Below are 25,353 nucleotides of genomic sequence, written 5' to 3'. Positions count from 1 at the left end.
TCGAGGCTATTCCCCTTCGCCCTCATCCACCTCTCCGCCAATGGCGCCAAGGGTACGCAATGTGTCCAGGCGGAACCGATGGCCGCATTCGATGCACTTGACCAGGCTTCGGCTCACGATGATTCCGCTGTCGATAGACACGGGGGGCTCGCCCCATCCGGCGCCCATGATGTGCTTTTCAACCAGGTCGAACTGGTATCCCTCGTGGCCACCGCATTTTGGGCAACCTCGCTCGGTGTCGTACTGCGCCATATGTGGCGTCCTCGAACTGGTGAAGTGGTGATGCATGTTTCAGAATGAGAGAGGTATTCAATCCAGGCCACGTAGACTGGCGAGCCCATAGTCATCGCGCAGGATCCGCAACTCTTCCTTGTCCATCTCATCCAGGGCAGAGCAGTTTGCATCGTCTAAGCCCTGCCGCTTCAGCAACGCAGCAGCATCGCCTCTGTCGTAGATGTAACGCGAGAGATCGGCAGCAGCGAGGAGAATACCGGTCTGCAGCTGAGTTGGTTTATTACGGGGTTTGCGGGGAGTCGGGGCCATGTGTAGGCTCTCCATCTTGATGAGCGGGCCTGGGTGCTAGGCACATGTGCCTAGCATGCGGCGAGTGCGGCGGTAGGCACATGTGCCTATTTACAGATGCATTGCTGGCGCCAGCTCGAACCAACAGTGCTGGCCAGCGCCCCATGATCAGCCGGTCAGTACATGGCCGATCAGCCCCCCAAATGCACCTGCCACCACGGTAAGCACCACCACAAGCGGAACGCCAAGTATGCGTACGCTCATCACTTCTCTTAATCCCATTTTGGTTGGCGCTGGTACTTTGGTGCGGTAAATGCTGCAATCGATCATGTCCAGGCGATCCACGACATTCAGGTTACAAGAGACCCGAGCAAAGCGCGGATCGTCGCCACATACATGCTTGAGTAGCTCCAGGACAGATGGAATGACCGCGAAAGCGGCATTGGCGGCAGCGCCAAGCTCAAGGATAGAGACGACGGCACAGAGCCCTTCAAACAGGCCGCGGACATCATCGACAGACGTTAGGGTCAACGGACCCTCATAGCCTGGACCACCGGGGAACGGCGTAGACCCGACAACGAGATTTTCTGCAGGTGTGATCTGTTTCATGCCTTCGCCAGGGCCTCCACCAACAGCGATTCGAATTCGTCCACGGCCAGCGCTTCCCAGCGGTCATCCACCAGCTGCTCGTGGTACCACTTGAGTCCGGAGTAAGTAACACGCACGCACACACCGCCCAGCATCACGAGCGGCTGCTGGCGCACTGACGCAGGCAGGAAGAAGGCTGGGAGGTCGGCCACGGAAGCGCTGATCGCCAGGTTCTCCATCGCCTCACGCAAGGCAACGGCGCTGATCTTCTTGGCCTGCACCTTGGCGGCCAGGGCAGTGCGCAGGGTCTCGACAGCAGCGCAGGAGCCGCGATCATCCCCATTGCAGCGCGCAACAAAGTCGTCAAGCCACAGCAGCGACTCTTCAACCTCGCCAGCACTGGCGGCCGTTGGGATGGCATCGCTGCCCTGGTGCTGAGCAGCCAGCTCCTGTCCTTGTTCTGTGAGCCATGCAGCTACCTGGTCGGCGCTCATGATGGCCAGGGTTTCCGAGCACTGATCACAGCCCAAAATCAGCTGGCAACGAATGTCGCTCGTGCGCAGACGGCCGTGCTGTGCATCGCTGATGTTCTTGTTGTGCGTCTGCCAAGTCAGGGACTTGCTACCGCACTCGCGGCATTCGGTGATCTTAGTGATGCTCATGCTTTGCCTCCTGCAGGCGTGCGGCCTCTGGCGGCAACTGCGCCAGCAGGTCATTGATGATTGTCTTTCTATGGGCTCGGCCCAGCTCGGAGACTGGGCATAGCGTGCGGTGATGCGCACGTAGGCGACCTACACGTCCGAAACGGGGGCGCGATCGCGGGTAACCTGCAGACTGCTTATCTGCACAGCCCGAACTGGCCAGCAGCCGCCATCGGCGACCAGCTGCCGGGCGCGAGCTCGTGCGCGCATCTCGATGTCCTCGGGTGACTCGTCTCGCCCAACGTTCAAGCCGAAGGTGTGAGTACCCTTGTAGCTGGCGCTCATACCTTGAACCGACCAATCGGCGGCGACAGTGACGGTTTCGATCATGCAGGCCCTCCAGGGCAATTGTGAGTTGCTGGCCAGCGATCCGGGCCGGTGGGATTAGGCTGGGCCGTTTGCTACTTCGTAGTACGAGCTGCGCAGTCGGTTCACGGTGTAGCCACGACGGCGCAGGGCCTCGACAACCGAAGTGCCATTGCCGGTGTAGCGGCCAGTTGCGAAGCGCAGAGTGGTCCCCTGGGCTTTGCACTGCTTGTGCCCTTCAATCAGGCGTTCAGTGTTGGTCATGATTGTCCCCTATGCCGCCGCTAGGCAGTCCTTCCAAAGATCTGGATCTGCGTACATGAAGTATCCAGGCTTGGCCGGGTTGGCCACACAACGTCCACCCTTTTGCCGGTACGATTGGTACGCCCGGGCAAAGCGAGACTTTTGCACCTCATCCAGCCGACGCATTTCCGCCTTGATCTCAAGGTCGAGCGTGAACCCCTTTACCGGCGCCATGGCGCAGGTAGTGCCGAAGTGGCGAATCTCGTTGGTCTCGCAGTCCTCAATCCAAACCACGCGCTTGAGACCCTGCTTGCCGCAACATTCACAGTGAGATTTGTCGTCGTTGATTCCGAGGAATTTGAAGCGGCTCATGGCCAGCGGGTCCGTTGAATGACTGAGCCACAACATTAAACTATAGGACAATCTAAATCAACAAAGATTGAACTATGCGACAACTATTTTCGGGAAATTTCGTATTCGCCTGCGACCAGAGGAAGTCAAGACAGTGGGCAACTCGGCCCCCTCAGCTCATCCCCCCGATTTACCCGCTGTGCTAAGCACTTGGCCGACTGCCAACATTGCAGCTGACCTAACTTCGGTCGGTGCCATGCCGTTTACACGGAGAAAAGTCATCAGCGCTTCCAGCGCCTCTGCACCGCCTGCGATGCCAAGCGCTCTTGCTGCAGCAATGCGGGTAGCGGGATCGCTTCGACCACTCTGCAAATGGTCGGCAAGGTGTTCGAGCGCGGAGTGGGCTTTATCAGCTGGGATGTTCAAGGTTGCCATTAGGGATTCCTATTTTACCTCGTGGACGAAGTGCTTCCGTCGCGACGCCTTCGGCCAAGCATGTGAGACGGCTCATGCGTGCACCGATCAGTGAGAAGCCCTGAACGCTGTCCAGGGCTTCAAGCGCCTGCCTTACTGGTTAAACGCCTGGTCAAGCACTGGCCGCGACTCGATGATCGCGGTGCCCAGTTCGTCGACGGTCGTAGCGCTGGTCAGTCGGTCCTGGACTGCAGACAGATCGGTCAGCAGTTCATCGTTACCACCTTCCTTGTAGAGCGTGTGCTGCAAGCCTTCGAAGGTACGCTTTACCTCGCGGTGCGTGTCCTGGAAGTTGTGTTCACTATTGGAGAGGGTTGCCTGAGACCAGCTGGTGAGCGGGTTGTGGCGAGCCTCCACCTTGCCGGCACCGAACATGCGGTCATAGGAACCCTGCACGAAGCCTTCAATCAGAAGGCCGTTGTTTCTGTCATCCATTTTCTACATCTCATCGTGATGACGTGATCTTCACGTCGTGGTGAAGATGCCAGGCGAACCCAGCATCGTTTTTGCCAATCAGTGGCAGCACTGTATCGGCGGTCTCGAAAGTGTCTACAGCCAAGTGTGCACCGCTCCGCTGGCGCCTAACCCGCGGATTAGCCGGTGCCGTGGGCCGATCATGATCATTGTGTCGCCAGCTGAGATACGCTCAGGCCTACCGCGACTGGCCGGACCCAGATGGGCATGCTGCTCAGCATGAAAGTCTCGCCTTGGGCGGCCAGCAGCAAAGTGGTGCCCATAACATGGCCGATCGCTTCAGCTGCCTTCGGGGGAACTGCGTTGCCAATCCGTTCGCGCCAGGCCTGATCGCTCAACCCGTCCAATTCCAGTTGCTCCTCTGGCTCAACAAGGCTCTGGATCGCCGCCAGCTCCAAGGTCGTGAATGGCCGGTGCCAGGTCCCGTCGAGCGACTCGATGACGCAGGTGAGCTTCTCGTCAGCGCCTGGGAGATGGGTGTCGGCAACGTCCCACCGCCCGTCGTCATGCTGACTGCCCGCGGCGCCCTGCACCGGCACCACGCCGTAGTGCCCGCCAGGCAGATAGGGTTCGCCATTTGTGCGCATCTTCGCCGCTCGGGGATCAGCGACACTGAATGTGCCTTGCCCTGGGCTCTTGACGCCAATGATGGCGCCGCTGGTGTCTTGCCACCGGCGAACACCGTACTGCTGATACTGCAGGGCGCCGGCCCGGGCACGCGGGTCTGCCACCGAGAACGCCCCGTTTGTTGGGTTCGATCGTCCAGCCACCGTGCCCATACTTTCGTTCCAGCCATGCACTCCCATGTATCCCGCCCGATACCCTGGGACGATGACCAGGTCGCGCAGATATCCATCTTGTATCGCCAGGTTATTGAGACTGCGCCAGTCTTTCCCCGCCTCGACCAATGCCAGGCGGACCCAGGTTTTCCATTGCAGAGCTGGCACCCGGTGCATTGGTCCGGCTCGCTCGATGTCGCCGGCAAGAGGCATGCGGCTGAGGATGTCGCCTACAGAGCGCAGGCTCTTTTTCTCTGGTTCGTAGAGGAATGGCGGGACCTTCTCGACATGGCGAGCCACCAACAGGAATCGCTTACGGCTTTGAGCCAAGCCGCCAATCACCCCGCAGTCATGGGTGGTTTCGGCGACAGCGTACCCATAGTGGCTTAGCAAGGCGCCAATCTGGTCCAGCAGGTGCCGGCCGCGGTTGGCCAGACGCGGGACGTTCTCGAATACCAGCATCGGCACCGGATCATCGCGCCAGGTCTCCGCCATCAGCCAGATGCAACGCAGGGTGAGCTCGTTCAAGGCCTGGTACTTGGGGGTGGCGCTCATCTTCTCGGACAACAACCCGCTGGCGCCCTTGCATGGGGAGCTGATGAAGACGGTATCGGGCCGGCGGTTCTGGGCGGCACGGCGGATGTCATCTGGCGTTGCTTCCTTCCATCCGGCTGGCGGCTCCTTGCCGTGAAACCTGATGTACTGCTCGCGAGTGAAGAGATCCAACTGCGTGCCCTCAACACCGGTCAAACGCTTGAAGTCTGCAAGGCCGGCCGGATCAACGTCGACGCCTCCCAGGCACTCCCATTCAGCCTGCATGTTGCCGACGATGGGCTTCGCCTGGTTGAAGCCTTTGGCACCACCGCCCAAGCCGCAGCAGAAGTGGAAGTGAGTGAGGATTTTTTTGATCAGCATGCAGCCGTCCTAGAAGAGTTGTGTGGCGCCCGCCAGGTGGATCGATTCCCCTGGTTTGTGTACTTACAGGACACCGAAATTAAACTATAGGACAACCTTTATCAATGATTAATTAAACTATACAACAATTTATTTTGCTGACTCCCGGCGTCGGGCGAGCCGGCCGCCCCTTCTGCTGGGCCTAAAAAACTCCGGCCAAGCATGGCCGGAGTGGGTGTAGCGTTCATGCGGCCGGGCAGCGTGCCAGGCCAGAGTGCAGAGCATTCCATCCGATACCTAAAAGGGCGGGTTCCGCAGGTAGTCGCAGTACTGCGCGTCCAGCAGTGCGAAGGGTGAAGGCTCAATCGCAACCATGGTCCATTTCCCATCGACACACCGCCCCACCTCCCCGTAATGGAGCCCGGGCAAGGAGTAGCTTCGCTCGATCGTCGCCCAGTCCTCGGGGTACTGCACTTTGAAGGCCTCCTGGAAATACCTGTTGCCATAGCTGCCCATGCTGGTTACGACAGCAGAGAACTTCTCGTCCCGGTCGGTGATCAGCTCGATTGAGCTGGCCATCAATCTGCGGGAAGCCTGTTCGTTGGGTGTGCACATCCATGATCTCCGTTGGCTGGCTTCTGCCAGCAGCAGGATTGAATCGGTGCGAGGCCAACAGCGCCATCGCGTTCACTGGTCAACTCGTTATGGGAAACACCTGCAGATAACGAAGCCCAAACCAGCAAGGCACACTGAACAAGAGGGGGGGATCCCCAGTACCAATCAGCGACTAGCTTTACCGCTGCCCCCTATTCTTCTCGATCAAGATCAGGGGTTCTGTACGTCTTCCAATGCAGCACCGTGTATCGACCGAGTTTCACCTTCGTCTCGGTGACCACCTGGCCAAAGGCGTAGTTGCCGATCTCAGTCACCCAGACCGAGATTAGGTTCTGCCCCAGTCCAGCGCCGAAAATCCGCTGCAGCAGCGTTCGCCGGGGTGATGCTTCAGGGAGTTGGGTTGTACTCATAGAACACCTCAATTGCCGGTTGTACCGATGGCGCCGAAATGTGCCATCGCTAGTGCCTGGTGATTCGTATGGCACATTTGGTCAAGTCAGAAGCTGGCAGGCCTGCCCAAACTGCCGCCTGCACGAAAGGAGTACATCTGTACTCCTAGCGCCAGCAGCTGACCAGTCAGGTACCTGATCGCTCAAAGGAACACCGTAGGGGCATGTTCCTTGGCCTTTCCCCTTCTCTGCCGCTGGGAGCCCTTTTTCTGTTCGGTCTTGCGGCCGTTACCAGGACTGCTCAGGTTCACGCCGTAGAGCTCGCACAAGCTCGCAAGCTGCTCGGCCGGTATCAACCGGTGCATATTGCTGAGCCGCAGCAAAATGGCCTTGGGCGTGCGCCTGTGAGCCGTGGCCAGGGCGTCGATCGCGGAACCGTCACGGTAGCCCGCAACAAGCCGCTGATCTTCCTCGTCTGTCCATTTGCTGCCCTGGGCGGTCGACTCAGCGTTCCCCCCGGTACTGCTAGGAGCAGGAGTCTGCTGCTGGAACTGCTCAGCTGCCCGGGCTGGCGCTGGCGGCGTCTGCGCAGGTACCGCAGGGAGTTCCGAATCAAGGACCGTTGAGAGCATGGCCAACCACCTGGTGCGATCAGTGTCGCGTGAGTGGTGGAAACCAACGCTGCCGATCACCACCATTGGGTTCACATTCAACGCTGCTGCGATCTGCCAGGCGTGGTAGTTGTCCAAAAGGTCCTTGCCGGTACGCCAGCGGGAGAACTGAGTCTGGCTGACACCGAGAAACTCAGCGGCTGAGACGTCCCCGTGGAACCCTTTGACCACTTTGAGCTGGTCGAGCCAATTAGCGGCGGTCTTGACCAACTTCACATGCGGACTACTCGTCTGGTTCGAGAACGGCGTCGACCGCTTGGCTCGCTGGGACAACGAGGCAGCTCCGGCGGCCGCGGCCAAACGCAAGTTTGCAGTGAGCGGCACGCGCTCATCGCCGCACTCGATGCCGGCTTCGTCCAAGCCCGCAGACAGATTGATCAGGATCGCGATGGATCGATTCGTCATCTCATCTTGTTTGGCCATGCCCCCTCCCCTGGATCCGCTGAGGATCGCTTCATGAGGCCCCTGGGATACCGAGGGCCGTCCTTCGAACTCACATGATAATGGCAATTGGATTCCGAACACGTATCTATACTTGGCAAGATGGTGATCAGCGTGGCCCTGGTTTTAGACATTAAAAACTGTCGCAGGCTATTCAAAGCTGTCGCGGGAGACCTTGGTCACGACGTGCGCAACCCATAGCTGATCAGCGGTTAAGCTCGCGGCCGGCGTAACTCCCTATGGCCACCGGCGCGATGGCCACGTCTCACGGAAAGACACCAGGTGCCAGGCCCCCCCACGCGCAGCTCTGCGACAGTTTTAATTCTCTGATGATGAGCGTCGAAAGTGTTCCTGCTCTTACTGCCTAAGCCCTGCAGGTGCTTAGCTTGGTACTATGATCTGATTTCTCTTAGCTAAATCCGCAAAAAGTGGCAGCGCAGACTATCCTTAAGAACTGGCAAAACAGCTTGCATAGATAGCACCACTGGCGTGTAGCAGCGTTGGATCAGAGGTCCTTCGCTGTCTCCTCCCTATTTATTCAAGAAGACCGCTATGAACGTCACCGACCGCCTGAAGTTCTCGCCCTATGCTCCTGTGCGCTATCAGAAAGAGATCTGGTGGATCTTTGCGGTGGAAGCTGCTCGCGCCAGCTGCGTTCTAAAGGATGGGCGCATTGCGTACCACCTAATGGATAAAATTCAAGATGAGCTAGTTGAGCCGGCCTTGCGGGTTGGGATGGAGCAGCTTAGGCAGGAATTCCCAGGCTCGGCTGAACGTGGCCATTTGGCGTGCGCAATCGGTGCAAAGATGGCGGAGATGCATCATTGGGTGCCGCTTGCCGCTCAGTTCTTCAATTGCGGACGCCAGATATTCGACCTTACAGATGAAGTGGTCGAGATGCTGGAGCAAACGGATTTCGGCGACTGTACGCTCGAAGGTTGGCACCCACCTTATGAGGCGTTCTTTGTTCATTTCGGCAAGCGGGATGCTATCCGTCTCCCTTGGGGAGAAGATTTTGAGTATCTAGATGGTGCTTTCGTTGCAATGACCCCATACGATGAACAAGGCAACGTGCGTTTGAAACTCGGGTTCTCGACGTGCAAGAAGGGTGGTGAAGGTGTGATGTCGCCGGGCTACTTTATGGATTTCACACCGGAGGAGCAGGCTATGCCGGTGGCGCTGGCCATTGAGCATGCTATCGCCCGTCGCGCCAGCAACTTTTTAGATCAACTCGATGACTCCGAGTCAGCTAAAGCGCTAAACGCTCATCGGCGTGCTGAAATCAATGACTGCGGAGAAATCTTAAAGCAGGCCTCAAGTTTGATCGTGAATGTCTTGTTCTACCTGGAGTCGCTTGGTACTCAGCGGCGTCTAGAGCCAGGTCGAGACGCCCCAACTGACTACACGGTACGTTGGGAGCAGTCCAACCCAAGACAACGTGAGAAGTTGAAATCAAAATTGCTGTCCGAGGGCTATACGGCGGTATACCTACTTGGCCGAGAATTCTCATCCTCTAATACAGCTGCGCACGGAGGCCACCGTCGCGCTCATTGGCGGCGGGGCCACTGGCGACGCCAACACCACGGTCAAGCCAACAGTCTTATCAAACGGAAATGGATAAAACCGCAATTAATCGGCGCTAGCTCCGCGGATGATTTAACAGGCCACATCTATGTTGTCGGCAACCCTGAAACCCCCGACACACAGCACTGATCCACAGAATGTAAGCGACTGGGGCTTTGCTCGCCGGTGACTGAAATACCTTGACTACCAGCAGCAAAGCGAGCATCACCCCACCAGCGACCATAACCAGTGAGCTAACAGGCAGCCTTCAGTAGGGCGCCGGCAGTGACCAACCTGCGTCACTCGATTTGAGCCTGAGTAGAGTCCGGGGTGCGGCGGCGCGGGCGGGTGACTACAACTGATCGAGCTATATGTTGCGACAGTTTTAATTCTCTAAGTCCAGCCCCAACATCTGGGCTGCGCGTCAAGTCCATTAATCCGTGCGGAGGACTTTAACGACAAAGCCCGCCAATGGCGGGCTTTGAGGATTGCGCGGGTGTCAGTGAGCTGGGTTGAAGATCAGCACGCCGATCCCAAGCATGAGGAAGGGCAAGCCTATCGCTCCCATCACCGCAGCCGCATCTAGCGCGAAGTACTGCTCACACGCAGCGCCCGAAATCAAAAAGCCCAGCATGAGCACCGCTAGGGCGGCGAAACCCCTGACGAAAACCACCACAGCTATGCCAGGTTCATTCGGGGAGGCCGGCGCCGGCCACCCCATCGCTGACTACTCGGCGTAGGCGTCCAGTTGCCTCTTCAGCTCCAAGCGCTGAGCATTGAGCATCTGGTTGAGCTGATCCGCTTTGAACACATCGAAAGGTGCCCGCAGGAAAGCCATCACCTCGATCGGTGCCGATGTCTTGCGTTCGACCTTGCTCGGCTGATCAGTCGTCGAACTGCTGGGCAGGCCAAGCATCTTGGTGCAGCCGCTGCTCGTGTAGTCGTAGCAGCCGACCTTCGCCTCACTGGCCAGTACGGCGCTGCGAAACGAGACACTGGGGAAGATGGTGGGAATACCAATCACACCAATCATGATGAGAATCAGGCCCAGCGCGCTGCCTCTGAAGGCTTGCAGGGCGCCCCCCATGATGCACATGAAGCTGAAAAATGCGCAGATGAACGACAGCGATGGCGGAACAACCAACCAGGAAGCGTTGTGCAGGTCCTCGGCGCTCACAGGAGCCTTGAAGTTAAGGACGGCGGTACTGATTGCCGCAAATACGACGTACACAACCACCGCGGCCATGAAGAGACTGGCGAAGATCAGTGATCCCTCGCCGGCGTTACCCGGTGTCGGATCGAAGTAGTCATTGGAAGAGTCGTGGTCACTCATGACGCTCACCTGCCTGGTTGGTGTTCGAGGAAGGCTGGGCTGCAGCTTCAAGTCCATGCGGATGATGTTCTTTCAGCACAAGCCGCTGCTCATCAAGCATCTGGTTAAGTCGATCCGCTTTAAACACATCGAAGGGAGCTCGAACGAAAGCTAGCAACTCGATCGGCGCCGAGGTCTTGCCCTCGATCTTGCTAGCCTGGTTGGAACCAGTGCTGTTAGGCAGCCCCAGCATCTCGGTACAGACACGGCTGGTGTAGTCGTAACAACCCACCTTCGCCTCACCCGCCAGAACAGCGCTGCGGAACGAGACACTCGGGAAGATAGTGGTGGCGCTCACACTCCCGGCAATGATCAGTACCAGGCCGAAGGCGCTGCCCACAAAAACGCGGAAGGCTCCAATGACGAACGCGAAGACGCTGGCACTGGATGCGATGAACGAGATGGTTGGCGGATTCACCAGCCAAGAGGCATACCTCAGATCCTCGGGGCTGACAGGAGCCTTGAAGTTCAGAACGGCGGTGCTGATGACAGCAAGTACGGTGTACAGCACAAACACGGCAAGGAACACTCCCACGACTACCAGGGCCCCATTGCCGGCCTTACCAGGTGCGGGTGCGGATTCGAATTGGTCATTGGAAGAAACGTGGTCACTCATGATGCTCACCTGTTTGGTGTGTAGTTAGGGGTGTAGGGAGGGTGTAGGGCTGGTTCATCAAACCCTTGTGGATCTCTTCTGCCAGTTCCAGGCGCTGCCTATCGAGCATGTGGTTGAGTCGATCCGCTCTGAACACATCGAATGGCGCTCGAAGGAATGCCATCACCTCGACGGGGATGATTAGATGTCGAGCCGCTCGACCTGACTGATGAAGGCTGGCTGGACTGCTGGACAGGCCCTGAATGTCGCTGCAGGTATGGTTGGCGTACTCGTAACAGCCAATTTTCGCTTCCCCCGCCAGTACGGCGCTGCGGAAGGAGACGCTTGGAGAAGATGAAACGCCCGCAACAAAGCTGACCATGAGTACGCCCAGGCCGAGGGTCATCGGCCTGATCATTTGCATATAGAGCAGGAGCCACAAGCCGGACAATGCGCCGAAGATCGCGGTGTAAATGGGTGGGGAGAAGACCAACCGAGGGTGTCAGAAATTTTGTGTTCGGGCATAACATGAGTAAGAGGTGCATGTATGCCAACCAAAAAGAAACCCCTGCGTGACCTGCCCAAAATCCCCAAAGAACTGCTAGAGCAGTTCGGTGAGGGGCTGATGACCGCAGAAGCTATCGAGGATGCCTCTGCGGCGTTCAAAAAGGCCCTGATCGAGCGTGCTCTGCATGCCGAGCTTGGCCACCACCTGGGATATCCGCCGGGCGCGCAGCGCCCAGAGGATGAAACCAACCAGCGTAACGGCAAGAGTGGCAAGACGGTGTTGACCGGTGATGGCCCGCTGCGGCTGGAAATTCCTCGTGACCGAGACGGTAGCTTTGCACCCATTCTGATCCCCAAGCACGAGCGGCGGTACACCGGCTTCGATGACAAGATCATCGCCATGTACGCCCGAGGCATGACAGTCAGAGAGATCCGAGCCTTTCTGTCCGAGCAGTATGGAACCGACGTCTCGCCTGATTTCATCAGCTCTGTAACTGACGAGGTCATGGAAGAGATTGGCGCCTGGCAACAGCGGCCACTGGAACCGATGTACCCGGTCATTTTCTTCGATGCGCTGCGGGTGAAGATCCGCGAAGAAGGCCTGGTGCGCAACAAAGCCATTTACCTGGCACTGGGTGTTCTACCCGACGGGACGCGCGATATCTTGGGCATCTGGATCGAAAACACCGAGGGTGCGAAGTTCTGGATGAAGGTCTTTAACGATCTCAAAACGCGTGGTGTAGAAGATGTGCTAATTGCCGTGACCGATGGCCTCAAAGGCATGCCAGAGGCCCTCAGCGCTGTGTTTCCAGAGACGACGCTGCAGACGTGCATCGTGCACCTAATCCGCAACAGCCTCGACTTCGCGGCCTGGGACAAGCGGCGGGCTCTGGCCAAGGAGCTGAAGCCGATTTACCAAGCCATCAATGCTGAAGCGGCTGAGCAAGCACTCGATGAGTTTGAAAGCGGGCCGTGGGGCGAGAAATATCCAACGGTGGTGGCTGCCTGGAGACGCGCCTGGGATCGAGTGATTCCATTCTTCGTCTTCCCTCCTGCCATCAGGAAGGTGATTTACACCACCAACGCCATCGAGAGCATCAACGCCCAACTCCGCAAGGTCATCAAGACTCGCGGGCATTTCCCGAATGATGACGCAGCGACCAAACTGATTTGGCTGGGATTGCGCAACATAACAGCCAATTGGGGAAAACCGGCCCATGATTGGAAAAGCGCGATGAATCAATTTGCGATTCTGTACGGAGATCGGTTCATCAGGCCAACCTGGTGAAAATCAGGGCCTGCCTGGCGGCAGGCCATTACCGGCCCGAACACAAAAAAACTGACAGTCCCGACCAACCAGGTTGCATGCTGAAGCTCCTCAGCACTCACGGGCACCTTGAAGATCAGAACGCCTATGCTGACTGCCGCAATCACGACGTACAACACCACCAATCCAAGGAACACCGACCTGAATGTCAGCCTCCCCTCGCCGGCCGAATCTGCTGCGCGAGCGAGGTATTCGCTGGATGAATCGAAGTCACTCATATTGCTCACCTACTGTGTTCGAATTCCGGGTATGGAATGGTCCTGAGCTCTAAAGCTTTAGGTCCCTGCGGATCTCTCGGGCCGACGGCATTGCGCGGTACCGATGCACGGAAACCCCCACGGCCCTCATCAGTTCGTCACGACGACGGTCCTTTGCCTTGGCCTTCGAGCTGTTGTGCGTGGAGTCGTCGACCTCGACCAGCGCCACCGGCTTGAGCTTCTTGTCGCAGAGCAGGAAGTCGCAGCGGTTGTGGGCCACCACATGCCGTGCGTGGTTCTTGTCGGTCATGGCGGTGGCCTTCACCTTGATGAAGGCACCGAACACGACCTGGGGAGCGATGACCAGGTCGTTGCCAACTGCCTCCCTGAGTCGCCAGAAAAAGTCCTGCTCGCGCTCGGTGAGCAGGGGGATGCACTGGTAGTGCTTGGTTGAGTAGCCTTTGCGCCCCTTCAGCATCTTGAGGGCGACATACCCCATGGCGCAGACCACCAAGATCGGGACACCCAACCCGTCCAGGCCATTGAAAATTGACATCTTTCCTCCTGATTAGATTCTTTACGCGTACCAATACGCTTGCTGGTTAAAAAATGGCGAGTAGTCCGCCTGTGATGTTGGTCAAGTAAATCTAATTACGCATCCAAGCCGGGAGGAGCACCTCCGCCCCGTTCCTTCAGCAAACCTGCCCTGGGTATTGCTCGTTGGGCGTGAAACCGTTAGGGTGAGTCAATCCCTCCTGGCGACACTCTCGTGTCGTGCACCACCTCCCTCCTGACCTCCTGTATCCGAAGCAAGTCACCTGCCTGCATTCATGCGCGCCGACTTGACCAATCATACAAACGAACCATTTGAAGCCTGCCCGCCAGGCACGTTCATGAGCGCCAGCGAAGCCGCTATCCGTGGTCTTCCAAAAGGTGTCCGGTGACCGCCGGCAGCTGATGCGAGGGCTCGACACTCACAACCCGCTTGCCACGTCGAGAACCCCGGCCTTTCCCGTCGCCCGCGGCTTCCGCCTCCTTCACCGCCCGAGCGGCCATGCCCTCATTGACCATGTCCAGGATTTCCTGAGACATCCGCTGCTGCACAATGCGAGAGTTCCCCATGCGGTAGTTCGCGTCGGTGCGCTCGGTATCCGCAGCCTTCGCCCACTCCCTCAGGGTGTCCCGTGCCTCGCCGATGCTCCCCTTGATCTTGACGAAGATCTCGAACATCAGCGGGTCAATGGAAACGGATGATTTCTTGGATTTTCCTCCCGCTTCCCGGCGGTAAAAGATCCGGATGAAATCGTCAGCCATGTCCGCCCCCTGCAACGATCAGTAGGTAGTGCATCAGGCCACTTCCAGGTGCAGGTCACTGACCAGGCGCCCGGTGATATCTGGGCAACTGATGAACAGGCCACCATGCAGGTGACCCTGACGCACCATCGAGGCAACGGTATCGGCCGCCTGGGATACGGAGACACCCACTACGCCTGCGATCGCCGCCGCAGTAAGGGCCGCATGACGCAGGATGGCCAGCTCGATGCGCGACTCAACCTCATCGCCCTCGAACAGCAGGGCAGCATCGGCACCGACCAGCTCAGCCACTTTGGAAAGCGCCCCCACGCCGGTGATCGCAGCAAAGGTCTCGGCCTCTTGTTCAGGACTCACAACCAGCGATAGGCCCCCCACTTGTTCGGTGTGCTTCGCGACAGGTACCACCGCTTCACCCACCACCCCAGCGGTCTCGCAGTAACGCAAAACTGCCTGGATCTGCTCATTCACCTCAATGGATTCCATCGCACGGGTCAGCGCCACGTACAGCAGGTGGAGCTCTTGGCGCAGCTCAGGGGTATCCAGCACCAGCGGCAGGCCGGCATCGGTGATCAGGTTGAGGAAGTCGCTCAGCAGAACCACCTGCGGGAACTCCAAGCCTTTCGAGCGGTGGGCAGTACACAGAATGACGGTCGCGTCGTTGATGTCGCTGACGCAAGCATCCTTGATCCGCTGTACCAGGCTCGGGATTTGATCGCCGTACTGCTTGGCAACACTGATGAGGGCGTGAATCTCTTTGTCATCGGTGTCGTTGGCATAAGCCTCCAGATCCTGGAGAGAGCGGAACGCACTGAGCAAAGGATCGCGCAGACGGACACCCGTGTTGGCTCGCAGGTGGTGCACTTCAACGAGCTTGTCGAACGGGTACTCGTTGACGCCACCCACGAAGTGAAGACGCTGGCCTTCCAGCAACTGGACAGCACTGGCGAACAGCTTCGCATTGGTGCGCCCGATGATTGCGTACGGTTTGGTGCGGTCGACGGCGAAGCGGGTAGTCAGCTCATGACGTGAGCTGCGCACTGGATCCTGCTCGCCGGCGAACTCACGCAAGAGCATGGTTGCCAGATCGGCGATGCCGGCGCCATAACGGTGGCTCTCACTCAGCGATACGACCTGGTTGAACTGCGACGGCTCGAAGGTGTTGTAGGCACCACGGAAACCGAAGATTGCCTGGAAGTCGTCACCGGCCAAGCGCAGCGGGCAGTTCTGGCGCAGGATGACCGCAGCAAAGACAGGATTGGTGTCTTGGTACTCGTCCAGAAGGATCTGGTCGTAGCGGTGGCTCAGGTCAGGGTCACCCAGACTCCACAGTTTCAGGTAGCCATCATGCGGCATTCGCAGGTGAGTGGTTTCCAGGAACTCGGCACGCTCGGCTTGGCTCTCGCCGCACCCGCGAGACCATTGGCGCAGGCGCTGCAGGTCTTCCCAAACAAGCTTCGCCCACTCCGCAGCTTTCTGACGGTCAGCGCCAACGATCTGTGCCGGCACATGCGCTACCAGGATCTCCCGGTCTGCCGAAACCATGTAGTTGTGCAGGGTGACGTACAGGTGGCGAGCAAACGCCATTGGGATCTTGTACTGCTTCGCCAGCTGGGATGGGTGGAGATCATCTTGCTTGCCAACCTTCTTGAACTGGCCACCGACTTCCCAAGCAAGCCCATGACTGGTCTTGGTGGTCACGTTGTCAGGGAAGCGAGCAGCTGCGTCTTCTTTGTTGGCCTTGCCAAAGGTGACATACAGCAGGCGCTGGGTTGGGAACCGCAGGGCGTGCTCGATGAGCAGCGAGGTCTTACCAGCACCGGCCTTGGCGCGGATCAGCAAGCGCTTGGCGGTACTGACCAGAGCAACAGCCTGGTCTTTGTTTGGGGTGAAAGCTTTCGCGGCCATTGCCGGCCTCCTTGAGGTGTGAGTGGTGAATCAGTCGTCGTCTTTGCGGAACATGTTGAGGCTGTCATTGAAGATGCAGTGAGGGTCTTCCTGATCCATCAGCCGGACCTTCTTGCTGCGCTTTGTATTGGAGTCAGCAAACAGGTTGAAGAACAGGACCATCGGGATACTGGCTGCGATGACCAAGAGCAAAGAGCCGGCGAAGGCCCAGCCACCAAAGGCGTGTCGAACGTATGCAGCAAACAGGCAAGCTGCCGCAGCCAGAGCGATCGACCCGACCCCCTTCCCAACCTGTTTCAGCACAAAGGATTTGTTCATCTCGGCAGCTCCTTGGCACAACCATTTATGACTCAACGATACCTATAGATTTGTATAGATGCAAGGCAAATTATAGTTACGTGTTACAAATACAGGCACAACCATTTATGGCTCTACTGCGAGAAAAGCGTTGGGCGTCAGCACAACCATTTATGCCCGCGGGGAGATAAAAGCGGGGAATCCATAGCACAACCATTTATGCTCATGCGAAGCCATAACAGCCGGCCCCATCGGCGCCGATACATCGCCCAGCAACCAAAAGGGAGGAGCTCGCGGGCAGATAGAGCCCGGGCCGAAATCGCCTATGGGCACGTATGCATGCAATGAGCTGAGAATCATGGAGGCGATGAAGTGCTTCCCACCCACGGGACACAGAACAGAGAAAAGCGGTCCCAAGCAGCCTGAGCAGAGACGAATCCGACCAGGCTAAAGAGGCACCACCCGGCACCAGGTGCTGACCACCGCCAGCCTATCGTCCATACCGGCCAGCCCGGGCGCACTCGGCACCAAAGCAGCAGGGTCCGCCCTCGCCAGGCAGATCTCATATCGCCCCACCGCCAGCCAAGCATCACACGCTGCGAGCCGGATCGATCACCGCCATCGCAGATGTAACTCCACCCACCACCGTACGCCTGACATCGCACTCTGCCGGGCAGGTCCAGCTGCGCATCGGGCAAGTCAAGGATCGCAAGCCGCCGTATCAGATCCCACACCGCCAGCCACCGACCGCCGGGCATCACAATCTGCCGGCCAGGGCCAACTGCAGCACCGGGCAAGGTAAGGATCGCAAACCATCGCATCAGATCCAGCAGCACCAACCACCGGCCGCTACCGATCATCAGTGGCCAGCTGCAGACCAGGACCAAGACCAAGACCAAGACCAGCATCCAGCGCCTGCACAGCTGACCGCAGTAACCCCCGTCGTATCCTTCTCAGCCCGTCGCTCTCCTCCCCTGTCAGATCCTTCTTAGGGTCGCCACCGACAGCCTGTGAGCTGTTTCGCTGGACGCAGCCTCCGGGAGCTGGTGGTCGAGCGCCGGCCGCGGCCGCAGAGAAACAGGCACAAATGGTTATGCTGCCGGCGGTAGCAAAAAGCGCAAGTCCGCGGCAGCAGAACGATCGCCAGCACAATGAAATGCCAATGCAACAGCAGCACGACCGAAACCCCAAACTAGCGATGGCACAATTCAATAGTTAGAACTGGCGCGAGAACAATAAGAGCCCACTACTCATGCTCTCACGCGCAACAGATGACGTAGAAGGCGCAGTGAAAGAATGGAGATGAAGAAGAGAAAAGAGAAAAGAGTATCTACAGCGGAAGAATGAGCCAACTTCGGTAGCAGCAGGGAGCCGGCGGGCGCAGAGGCAAAAGCAGCACAGACGGAACTGACAGGTGCACAATCGCCGCCGCGATGAACAGAAACTCAAACCAAGCTTGCAGAATGAGGTGCGACACAACGAGCAGCGGGAAAATAGATTCCGGCACAACGAGCAGCGGAAAAAGAGATTCAGCCACATGAAGTGCCGCCGCCAGAATGAGATTGATGGTGCGACCGGGAGAAGAGAAAATGAATGAAGAGAATTAAATTAGATTAAGGGAATGGGCGCGAGGCAGTTCGAGTCAAACACCGCCAGGCCCAAGTAGAAGTCAGCTCATCACCGTATGCAAAAGCAATTATCAGCGGCCTGATCACACTACGCTCAGAAAGAGCTCGGATAATACTTCACAAAATCACCGGTAGGCTTCTGGTCGGCTTTACCAAAGCCGCGGGATTCCACTACGCATAACACCGGTACGCTTCTAGTCAGCTGCGCCAACGCCGGTGGTCACACTGCACATAACATCGGTAAGCTTCTAGTCAGCTTCGCCAACGCCGCAGAGTCACACATCGCATAACACCGATTTGCTTCTAGTCCGCTTCGCTCATAGCCCGGTTCCTACTTGGCCTGTCACCGAATAGTTTCTGGTCTCGCTCAGCCACAAAAAAGGCCCTGCCGACGTTGATCGACAAGGCCTTCACGAGTTTGTTTAAGGATTACTCATCCACGTCGAGCTCTCCTTCAAACTTTGTTTCTACCTGGTCTAGCATGCTGCCCACCAAAGCCTCAAGGGATGCCAGATCATCTTCCCTAGCCTTGAGCGTTAGCTTTACGCCATGGCTCATATTCCGCACGCGCTCATGCATTTCGGCTCTGAGGTCAAAGAGTTTGGAAACCCTTTCACACAGGCTCAGAACCAGCTTGTGATTGGGCTCGAACTCTCGCGCTCGCTTCACTCTCTTCGTGAGCCCTTTGTGACTTACGTTCGTGGACATCCATTTCCCCTTGCCAGCCTTGAGCTTTCGGTAGACCCGGACAAAAGGCCTCGATTGGCCCCGGTGCAGGTTGAAATCAATCCCTATGCGCCCCGTCTGGAACGGCTGCATGACGTAGAGCAATTCGCCCATGCGGACCAGGAGCTGATCGATGCGAATTAGGTAGTCGACGGCAGTGTCGACCGACTCCTTACCTTTGCGCCGCAGCTCTTCGAAATCGTCGATGGAGGGGGGGTTGTGTATAGCCATTGTTTAAGCGTTCGCCGGGGGGTTGTGTATAGCCGCGCCGAGGGGCGCATTCTGGCGAATTTTCTTTGTGCTTATACAGTATTGTCAATACGTGTTATGTATCTTAGACTCCCAGCAGTGCATACAGCGCAGTAGGTACTTCGCACTGCACTGTATGCACTGCACACTGCACAGTGCGCATCGTCAACCCTTCTAAGTCACTGGTTTATAGAGGTTTTATTTCATGAAAGGTCGCGTCGCAATCGGTTTGGATGCGGGTCGTAGCGCCATTAAAGTCGTCGCTTACCACGACGGCAAACGAACTGAGATCATGTACCCCACTCTGGCGGTTCCAGCCGTCGAACTCACCGACCCGACGACTGCGGCTCGCGCCCAGACCGAGACCGAGGTTGTCGATGGAAAGGCATACTTCACTGGCGATACCGCTCGCCTCCAGGGCAACCTCACATCCTCTATTGGGTTGAACGACAATTGGACGGATACCCCGGAATACCTGGCGCTTATTCAGTCGGCTTTTACCAGGCTCCGTGCCAAGGGCGTTCAAGGAATTGATGACGCATTTGTCATCATCGGCACACCGTCCAAGTTGTTCGGCTCTCGCAAGGACAGCTTGGTCGAGCGCACTAGAAAAGCACTCCCTAAAACTGTCGAGTTGAAAGCACTTCCTCAGCCAATGGGCGCTTACTGCGACTACATCCTTGATCAGTCGGGTATGCCCATTGAAAATTTGATCAATGGTGCTAACGGAAGGCCAAAATCCTATGGCGTCATCGAGGGAGGTCATTACTCGACTGACTTCCTTTTGATGAGGGAGGGTCAGTACATTGAACGGGGCGCTGATTCTTGTGCCGGGATGAGTGCAGCGGCTGAGCAGTTGCGCCGCATCTTGGGCAAGCGCGAGATTCAAGCAAGCCTGGTGGAGTGCGAGGAATCGTTCAGCACCAAATCTCTTTTCCAGTACGGCCAAGAGGTAAACATTCAAGAGCAGGTGACCGAAGCTCAGCAGCACGTGGTTCAGGAAGTTATCTCTAAAGGTAACTCTTTGTTTTCCGATGATGCACGGTCGCTCAATGGGATTTTGGTTGCGGGTGGTAGCGCCGAGGCGATCTATGCTCGTGCCAAAGATGTATGGCAACACAGCATTCTTGTAAAAAATCCTCGCTGGGCTGTTGCTGACGGTTTTGCTCGCTATGCCCTTGGACAAATCATCCGGAGCATCGTAAACGCGAATGCCAAAAGGGTGTCTGCTGTAAATGGCTAAGTTAATTCGTGTATATGACCCTAATGAAACTGAGCGCAAAATAAATCTGAATATCCCAGAGGACGTTTGCCCAGGTTTGCTGGAGTTCATGTCCGAACTGCCATACGGTAAAGACACGCCTCTTATCAGGGGTGTCTTTTATCAGTGGTTTTTGAGCCACAGTGAGGCCGGCACCCTAGACCAAGCTCTGAATGACGCTCTTGCTGGCCCGGGGGGAATGATTGCGACGGGCCGCCAATCCAAGCGTGAAAGTGCAGCTCCACCGACTCGAAAAAAACGGGTACCACGGCAGCGAGAGATCACCGCAAAACCTGGGGCTGTCAAAGCTCCTGCAGTCGAGCCACCCTCAGAGCCCCTAGCTCCCGCTGAACCGATGGAGCCGGCCTTGGTTGTCGAGGAGGTTCGCCCTTCCCTGCAACCTGAGCCGGTGTCCCTCCAGACAGGTGCTCCTTTGCACACTGGTGCTGTCGAGGTTCACGTAGAGTCTGTACCTGTCGCCACACCACCTGTCCACGGTATGGGTGCTCAGGACTCACTCATCGACCAACAGCCTCAGATGCTCTCAAGCGCAGATGCCCTTGATGAGGCCAGCCCATCGCATGACTCTCAAGATGCGACACCGGCCGAACCTACAAACGCGCAAAAGGCAGCACTCGACGCGTTGGGCACCATGTTCTAGCCCTCCACAAAAAAATCAGGTGAATGATGAAAATTGGCTCCAAACTGCTGAATGTGGCTCAGCGCTTAGCGGCAACCATGACCGACTTTGTCCTGGTATCGCTGGTTTTGGGAGTATCGCTATCACTACTGGCTCTCGTCATGGCTCATACCGCCCATGTCGATACGGAAGGTCCCTTCGACGTATCTACTCCCGGCCTGAGCTGGACAGAAGGCGCTGCGCTTAGCTTGGCACCGTACTTCCTTGTACTGTTGCCTTTGGTGTGGTTGATCTACGAGGCAACACTGACCAGATTCTGGCGGGGCACCACCGCCGGCAAGCTGTTGTTCCGTGTCAGGACAGTCTCGCTCAAGGGCAACCTGTCCATCTGGCAATGCATCTTGCGCACCACTTTGAAAATCATGTCCGTCTTGCTTTTGCTCAGCATCGGGCATCCGCTCGTGCTAGTCGTTGTGCTTGCAGCCTTCGTCTCAGTTCCGGTTTTCACTGTGAAATCCCAGTTCATCTTCGACCTCATGGCCTCCACCACCGTAGCTAAACGGGGCACATGACTACTCGGCAACAAACGCATGACCGGCCTTAGGGCCGGTTTTTTTTGGCCCAGGGTAATCGTGTTTATCAGCCCATGTTGAACATCACCTTAGGCAAAGTTAACGGATACTCCCACTGGAGAAGCCAGTCAGGTCCGAGGTCGCGAAGCCTCCTTTGTAGTCAGCCACACGGTAACGGGTTAGCGCACTACCCACATACCGCCTGATATCTCCGCTCCCTAATGCATCCCCTGTGTTTGCCTCTGTGTTCTCGACTCGGTGATGCACCGCCAGTCTTTGAGATCAGACAAATTCGTCGAGTCCGGGCTTCTCCCTAGGAACTGACAACACAGCTGGACGATTAGGTCGAAGCGGTTATCCCTCAGGTCGCTCACCACTACGTGAGCAGCGCAAATGACTTCCCCGGACGCATGTCCTTCACATAGCAGCCAGGTGCAACTGGTGGGGATTCGCAAGCTAGCCAAGCAGGACGTCGTACTGCTGTCGACTATCCTAATGGCGATAAAGAGGTGAGCTCAGTCTTGGTAACGGTGGATTCTCCACCTACAGCGCCGCGGCAGCTGTGGTTACCAGGACTGGGCTCTTTTGTATATCAAAAGGCCCAGTTTTTTTATCTTCCGTTCGCGCCCTCGTGTGGCGATCTCTCTGGTGATGTCGGGATTTTGCCCGCCGCCCCTCTTTCAGTGACGTCTGACCATCCAAAGACCTACTCCGATACCACCTGATCCTTGACTGGCCGATCGTTGGTCAAGGCGGGGGCCACCATGAACACTGAACTACTCCTTTCAGGCTTGTAAGTCCCCGCGTCCTACTGGTGGATGTAGTCCTGCCAGCCCTCGGCAGCATGACTATCTACGATCGTGACATGACCCTACGCTTACAGCCCGCGCTTGAGGCGGTCGCGGCTTGCCTCATCCATTGCATAGATGGTTATCCAATAGTGCCAATTCTCATATGAGCATTTTGCCACTAGCCTTCATGCTCGCCCGCCAGTATTATAGTTACATGTTATCGACCACTCCTGAGGCACACGTGATCAACAAAGTAATCGCCGCATTAGCTGCCACCAGCGTCATCATGGGCTTATCTGGTTGTGCCGCGAAACCTATCACCGTGGAAAAAGGTCCTGTACGCGTTCAGGCGGCTCAGATCAACGGACGCCTCGTATCCGGCGTGACTGTAAAGGCTGTGACCGAAAACGCCGCATTGGCTGACATGACTGCATCTGTGAATGACGCCCTCAAGAAAGCTGGCTATAACCAGACCGCGGGGGATGCCAAGGTCACGTACACAATCAGTGAGGTCTATGCGGGCCCTGCCTCACAGTACAAGGAAGCTCACACTGCAGTGGGCAACGCTGTGGCCACGGGTGCCTCTCTGGCTGTATCCCTCGCGACCTGCTCACTGCTGAGCAATTGCACCGACTCTGGGATGGTTGGGAACAACGTCGCCTCAGGCCTAACAGCAGCATCCGATGCTGCACAGACCACCAACGGCCAGAACGTCGACAAACTCGCCGGTACGAACCTGGTGATTCACACGGTTTGCTTAACCGGCCGTGGTTGTGCCAGTTCAGCTGCAGCTACGTCTGACCCCTCGATTTCGCTGAATGACCTGCGTATGCAGAACGCCATGCTGGGCCTTCCCCGAACGATGAGGATTGGCGAGTAACGCCGTTATCGTATGCGGCCGGCTGCCAGGCAGCCGGCCTTCTCGGTTAGCGCCCTTCCTCCAGCCCCTTCTCCACAGCCCATCCTTCATCCGCCCTCCCATTCACGCCAGTCCAAGGCGTCCAGTTTCAGCAAGAACGTTACGCATCTCCCGTTATCAGGCCGTCCACCGTTCCGGTGCAGGTCATTTTTAAAGGAGATCGCACCATGGCAATGCGCATCATCACGGGACCAGCTGCTCAGCAAAACTCCGCCGCCTGGTACGCATGGCGTAGTGAAGGAATCGGTGCTAGTGAGGCGCCCCAGATAATGGGTACGTCAAAATTCCGCAGTTCATATGAGCTTTTCAGACTCAGGCTAGGGATCGGGCCTCCCCCGCCGCCGAACCCTTTTGTCGATCGAATTCGAGCCAGGGGTCATCAGCTGGAACCCATCGCAAGGGCTGCATACGAGAAACATACCGGTACCACGGTAACGCCCATCATTGCTGAGAGTGACTCGATACCATTTATCCGGGCATCGCTAGACGGCTTCAATCCTTTCCTTGGGATCCCGGTCGAGGTCAAATGTCCAGGGGATACAGCTCATGGGCTTGCGCTCAAGGGCATCGTCCCACCGGAGTATGTGGACCAGGTTCAGCACCAGATCTTTGTTGCCGAAGCCAGCTTCGCCCACTACTACTCGTTCGATGGGTCTAAAGGCGTGCTGCTCAAAGTCATGCGTAACCAGAAGCGGATCGATCAAATCCTAAGGGGTGAGCTCGACTTCTGGCACCGGCTTCAAACAGGCAAATGGAGTACTGATGAATGGGAAGCCGCAGCGGCCGCCTGGCGGAAGTCAAACCAACAATTACAGGAAGCCACAGCGCGGGAGGAAGCAGCACGGGGTGTTTTACTATCGCAGATGCCGCCAGGTCGCAAACGACATGAATGCGACGGCGTATCTGTCCTCCACTCCACTCGTAAAGGGCAAGTCGACTGGCGTGCGTTGCTCAGTGCACACGGCGTTAAGCTGACTGAAAGCCAAATCGATGCCTACAGGAAACCCGCTGTAGAGAACGTGATAATTCGCGATCAGCTCGGTCCCCGCCTGTCAGAACCCGCGTTACCTGCGGCACAGTTGCTTCAGTCTGGCCCATCCGTGCAACCTGCACAGCTAGCTCCTAAACCAGCGACACGAAACCTGAAGAAAGACTTCGTCTTTTAACGCCACACATCCCCCGGAAACGGGGGATTTTTTTTGCCTTTTGCATATCCGTGTGCGGCATCTCCTTTCATGAAGCGAACCGGGGAGACCGAATGAAACGTATTAATAGGCATGTATCCGCTTGGCTTGTAGCAGTTTGTATCTACATCGCGTTGCTAGCGGCTACCGGCGTAACGCACAAACTAGCGCTATTCACATTGACGCTGCTTATTTGCCTACCAACTATTGCTTGGTGGAAAACAGGGAGTTTCACCTACTGGCCAGTTCTGCTGTCCAAAATTGACAGAGCGCCGTTCAAGCGACAGATAAACGAGCACGAGCGCGCTAGACAAACTCCACGCAAGCGCGATACGCCCAAAACGTATGACCTTAGCGACATTCCGCACCCACCAAAAAGAAGAAACGATGCACATCTCAAAAACCTTCCTCAAGGCAACGGCATTACTCCACCCGCCAATAAAAAGCGGCTAGAAACAGTGCAATGTGCACTCGTATCAAAGCTGCCGACCACGGAAAATGCGGCACCTACTTTTGGATCCATGGGAGACCTATTCGAGGATAAAACCCGCATAGTAGACACGTCAGGTGATATTCTTGTTGTTCCTGATGGAGACGTCTTTCTATAACTGCATCACATAAACCAGCGCCTACTCTAAGGTGCTGGTTTTTTTATTCATGAAATAGATTACACTTGCCAAATTCAAACCATGAGCGAAATTTTTGCATACGAAAAATCGTGCATACCAAATTTTGCACGCATTAAAGTGCTTTTTCAATGGAACTTTTCTGGCGCCGATTTGTTGACCCTCACAAAAACACGTCCCTATAATTTGTCCCGCATCGCCAATCAACGGATTAGATAGGAATTAGGGACAC

28 protein-coding genes are annotated in these 25,353 nt (G+C 56.9%); 7 read left to right on the top strand and 21 right to left on the bottom strand.

All coding sequences use genetic code 11. From position 1 onward, the window contains the following. Positions 1-6: 6 nt before the first annotated feature. The 12 genes from APH35_RS09445 to APH35_RS09385 all read right to left on the bottom strand — a co-directional run bounded on the left by APH35_RS09445 (position 7) and on the right by APH35_RS09385 (position 7,430). Positions 7-252 carry a hypothetical protein gene (locus tag APH35_RS09445; RefSeq protein ID WP_060514661.1) on the bottom strand — a complete coding sequence of 82 codons (246 nt, stop codon included), beginning with the start codon at positions 250-252 and terminating at the stop codon, positions 7-9. Between the two features lie 57 nt (positions 253-309). Further along, positions 310-543: a hypothetical protein gene (locus APH35_RS09440; RefSeq protein WP_060514660.1), complete on the bottom strand. Its 234-nt coding sequence runs from the start codon at positions 541-543 to the stop codon at positions 310-312. 147 nt (positions 544-690) lie between these two features. After that, complete coding sequence (locus tag APH35_RS09435) at positions 691-1,131, bottom strand: hypothetical protein (RefSeq protein ID WP_060514659.1); 441 nt, start codon at positions 1,129-1,131, stop codon at positions 691-693. After that, on the bottom strand, positions 1,128-1,772 hold the full coding sequence (locus APH35_RS09430; protein WP_060514658.1) for a hypothetical protein: 645 nt from the start codon (positions 1,770-1,772) through the stop codon (positions 1,128-1,130). Before APH35_RS09430 ends, APH35_RS09435 begins: the two co-directional genes overlap by 4 nt. A gap of 129 nt (positions 1,773-1,901) precedes the next feature. After that, positions 1,902-2,141, bottom strand: a complete 240-nt coding sequence (locus tag APH35_RS09425; RefSeq protein ID WP_060514657.1) for a hypothetical protein — start codon at positions 2,139-2,141, stop codon at positions 1,902-1,904. 54 nt (positions 2,142-2,195) lie between these two features. Continuing rightward, a complete protein-coding gene (locus tag APH35_RS09420) occupies positions 2,196-2,381 on the bottom strand; it encodes a hypothetical protein (RefSeq protein ID WP_060514656.1) in 186 nt (61 codons plus the stop codon). Between the two features lie 9 nt (positions 2,382-2,390). Further along, complete coding sequence (locus APH35_RS09415; protein WP_060514655.1) at positions 2,391-2,732, bottom strand: hypothetical protein; 342 nt, start codon at positions 2,730-2,732, stop codon at positions 2,391-2,393. 156 nt (positions 2,733-2,888) lie between these two features. After that, positions 2,889-3,146, bottom strand: coding sequence for a hypothetical protein (locus APH35_RS09410; RefSeq protein ID WP_060514654.1), 258 nt, complete (start codon positions 3,144-3,146; stop codon positions 2,889-2,891). A 132-nt stretch (positions 3,147-3,278) separates the two neighbouring features. Next, complete coding sequence (locus APH35_RS09405) at positions 3,279-3,620, bottom strand: hypothetical protein (protein ID WP_060514653.1); 342 nt, start codon at positions 3,618-3,620, stop codon at positions 3,279-3,281. A gap of 185 nt (positions 3,621-3,805) precedes the next feature. After that, the gene (locus APH35_RS09400; RefSeq protein WP_060514652.1) at positions 3,806-5,353 is read right to left on the bottom strand and encodes a DNA cytosine methyltransferase; all 1,548 of its coding nucleotides are present in this window, start codon (positions 5,351-5,353) and stop codon (positions 3,806-3,808) included. A gap of 276 nt (positions 5,354-5,629) precedes the next feature. Continuing rightward, a complete protein-coding gene (locus tag APH35_RS09395) occupies positions 5,630-5,947 on the bottom strand; it encodes a hypothetical protein (protein ID WP_060514651.1) in 318 nt (105 codons plus the stop codon). Between the two features lie 592 nt (positions 5,948-6,539). Continuing rightward, entirely contained in the window at positions 6,540-7,430 is an 891-nt protein-coding gene (locus APH35_RS09385) for a hypothetical protein (protein WP_177335360.1), read from the bottom strand. A gap of 570 nt (positions 7,431-8,000) precedes the next feature. On the opposite strand from APH35_RS09385, the gene APH35_RS09380 reads away from it, so the two are divergent. After that, on the top strand, positions 8,001-9,161 hold the full coding sequence (locus tag APH35_RS09380) for a hypothetical protein (protein ID WP_060514649.1): 1,161 nt from the start codon (positions 8,001-8,003) through the stop codon (positions 9,159-9,161). A 577-nt stretch (positions 9,162-9,738) separates the two neighbouring features. Here the strand turns inward: APH35_RS09380 and APH35_RS09370 are convergent. The 3 genes from APH35_RS09370 to APH35_RS09360 are packed head-to-tail and all read right to left on the bottom strand — an operon-like array spanning position 9,739 to position 11,384. Continuing rightward, positions 9,739-10,344: a hypothetical protein gene (locus tag APH35_RS09370; RefSeq protein ID WP_060514647.1), complete on the bottom strand. Its 606-nt coding sequence runs from the start codon at positions 10,342-10,344 to the stop codon at positions 9,739-9,741. Next, a complete protein-coding gene (locus tag APH35_RS09365; protein ID WP_060514646.1) occupies positions 10,337-10,999 on the bottom strand; it encodes a hypothetical protein in 663 nt (220 codons plus the stop codon). The genes APH35_RS09370 and APH35_RS09365 overlap by 8 nt, the downstream gene beginning before the upstream one ends. Then, positions 10,992-11,384 carry a hypothetical protein gene (locus tag APH35_RS09360; protein ID WP_156341202.1) on the bottom strand — a complete coding sequence of 131 codons (393 nt, stop codon included), beginning with the start codon at positions 11,382-11,384 and terminating at the stop codon, positions 10,992-10,994. Before APH35_RS09360 ends, APH35_RS09365 begins: the two co-directional genes overlap by 8 nt. A gap of 141 nt (positions 11,385-11,525) precedes the next feature. Between APH35_RS09360 and APH35_RS09355 the strand changes: the two genes are divergently transcribed. Beyond that, on the top strand, positions 11,526-12,773 hold the full coding sequence (locus APH35_RS09355) for an IS256 family transposase (protein ID WP_013970710.1): 1,248 nt from the start codon (positions 11,526-11,528) through the stop codon (positions 12,771-12,773). Here APH35_RS09355 and APH35_RS09350 read toward each other — a convergent pair. The 6 genes from APH35_RS09350 to APH35_RS09325 form a co-directional block, all read right to left on the bottom strand. Further along, positions 12,725-13,030 (bottom strand): hypothetical protein, encoded by a 306-nt coding sequence (locus tag APH35_RS09350; protein WP_060514644.1) that lies wholly within the window; start codon positions 13,028-13,030, stop codon positions 12,725-12,727. The genes APH35_RS09355 and APH35_RS09350 overlap by 49 nt on opposite strands. Positions 13,031-13,079: 49 nt before the next feature. Further along, positions 13,080-13,565, bottom strand: coding sequence for a DUF2726 domain-containing protein (locus tag APH35_RS09345; protein ID WP_060514643.1), 486 nt, complete (start codon positions 13,563-13,565; stop codon positions 13,080-13,082). 356 nt (positions 13,566-13,921) lie between these two features. Further along, positions 13,922-14,323, bottom strand: a complete 402-nt coding sequence (locus APH35_RS09340) for a hypothetical protein (RefSeq protein ID WP_060514642.1) — start codon at positions 14,321-14,323, stop codon at positions 13,922-13,924. Positions 14,324-14,356: 33 nt separating this feature from the next. Continuing rightward, positions 14,357-16,228, bottom strand: a complete 1,872-nt coding sequence (locus tag APH35_RS09335; RefSeq protein WP_060514641.1) for a UvrD-helicase domain-containing protein — start codon at positions 16,226-16,228, stop codon at positions 14,357-14,359. A gap of 30 nt (positions 16,229-16,258) precedes the next feature. Continuing rightward, complete coding sequence (locus APH35_RS09330; RefSeq protein WP_060514640.1) at positions 16,259-16,546, bottom strand: hypothetical protein; 288 nt, start codon at positions 16,544-16,546, stop codon at positions 16,259-16,261. Positions 16,547-18,582: 2,036 nt separating this feature from the next. Then, entirely contained in the window at positions 18,583-19,110 is a 528-nt protein-coding gene (locus tag APH35_RS09325) for a hypothetical protein (RefSeq protein ID WP_060514639.1), read from the bottom strand. 223 nt (positions 19,111-19,333) lie between these two features. On the opposite strand from APH35_RS09325, the gene APH35_RS09320 reads away from it, so the two are divergent. The 5 genes from APH35_RS09320 to APH35_RS28230 all read left to right on the top strand — a co-directional run bounded on the left by APH35_RS09320 (position 19,334) and on the right by APH35_RS28230 (position 25,103). After that, positions 19,334-20,371 carry a ParM/StbA family protein gene (locus APH35_RS09320; RefSeq protein ID WP_060514638.1) on the top strand — a complete coding sequence of 346 codons (1,038 nt, stop codon included), beginning with the start codon at positions 19,334-19,336 and terminating at the stop codon, positions 20,369-20,371. 705 nt (positions 20,372-21,076) lie between these two features. Then, a complete protein-coding gene (locus tag APH35_RS09310; protein ID WP_060514636.1) occupies positions 21,077-21,601 on the top strand; it encodes an RDD family protein in 525 nt (174 codons plus the stop codon). Positions 21,602-22,633: 1,032 nt separating this feature from the next. Next, a complete protein-coding gene (locus APH35_RS09305; protein ID WP_060514680.1) occupies positions 22,634-23,272 on the top strand; it encodes a hypothetical protein in 639 nt (212 codons plus the stop codon). 206 nt (positions 23,273-23,478) lie between these two features. Further along, positions 23,479-24,477: a lambda-exonuclease family protein gene (locus APH35_RS09300; RefSeq protein ID WP_060514635.1), complete on the top strand. Its 999-nt coding sequence runs from the start codon at positions 23,479-23,481 to the stop codon at positions 24,475-24,477. A gap of 92 nt (positions 24,478-24,569) precedes the next feature. Beyond that, positions 24,570-25,103: a hypothetical protein gene (locus tag APH35_RS28230; RefSeq protein WP_082425742.1), complete on the top strand. Its 534-nt coding sequence runs from the start codon at positions 24,570-24,572 to the stop codon at positions 25,101-25,103. The last annotated feature ends 250 nt before the right edge of the window (positions 25,104-25,353 follow it).

The sequence above is a fragment of the Pseudomonas sp. NBRC 111132 genome, from assembly GCF_001320565.1.
Taxonomy (GTDB): domain Bacteria; phylum Pseudomonadota; class Gammaproteobacteria; order Pseudomonadales; family Pseudomonadaceae; genus Aquipseudomonas; species Aquipseudomonas putida_P.
Note: the sequence above shows the minus strand (reverse complement) of the source record. Positions and strands in the feature narration are given on the sequence as shown.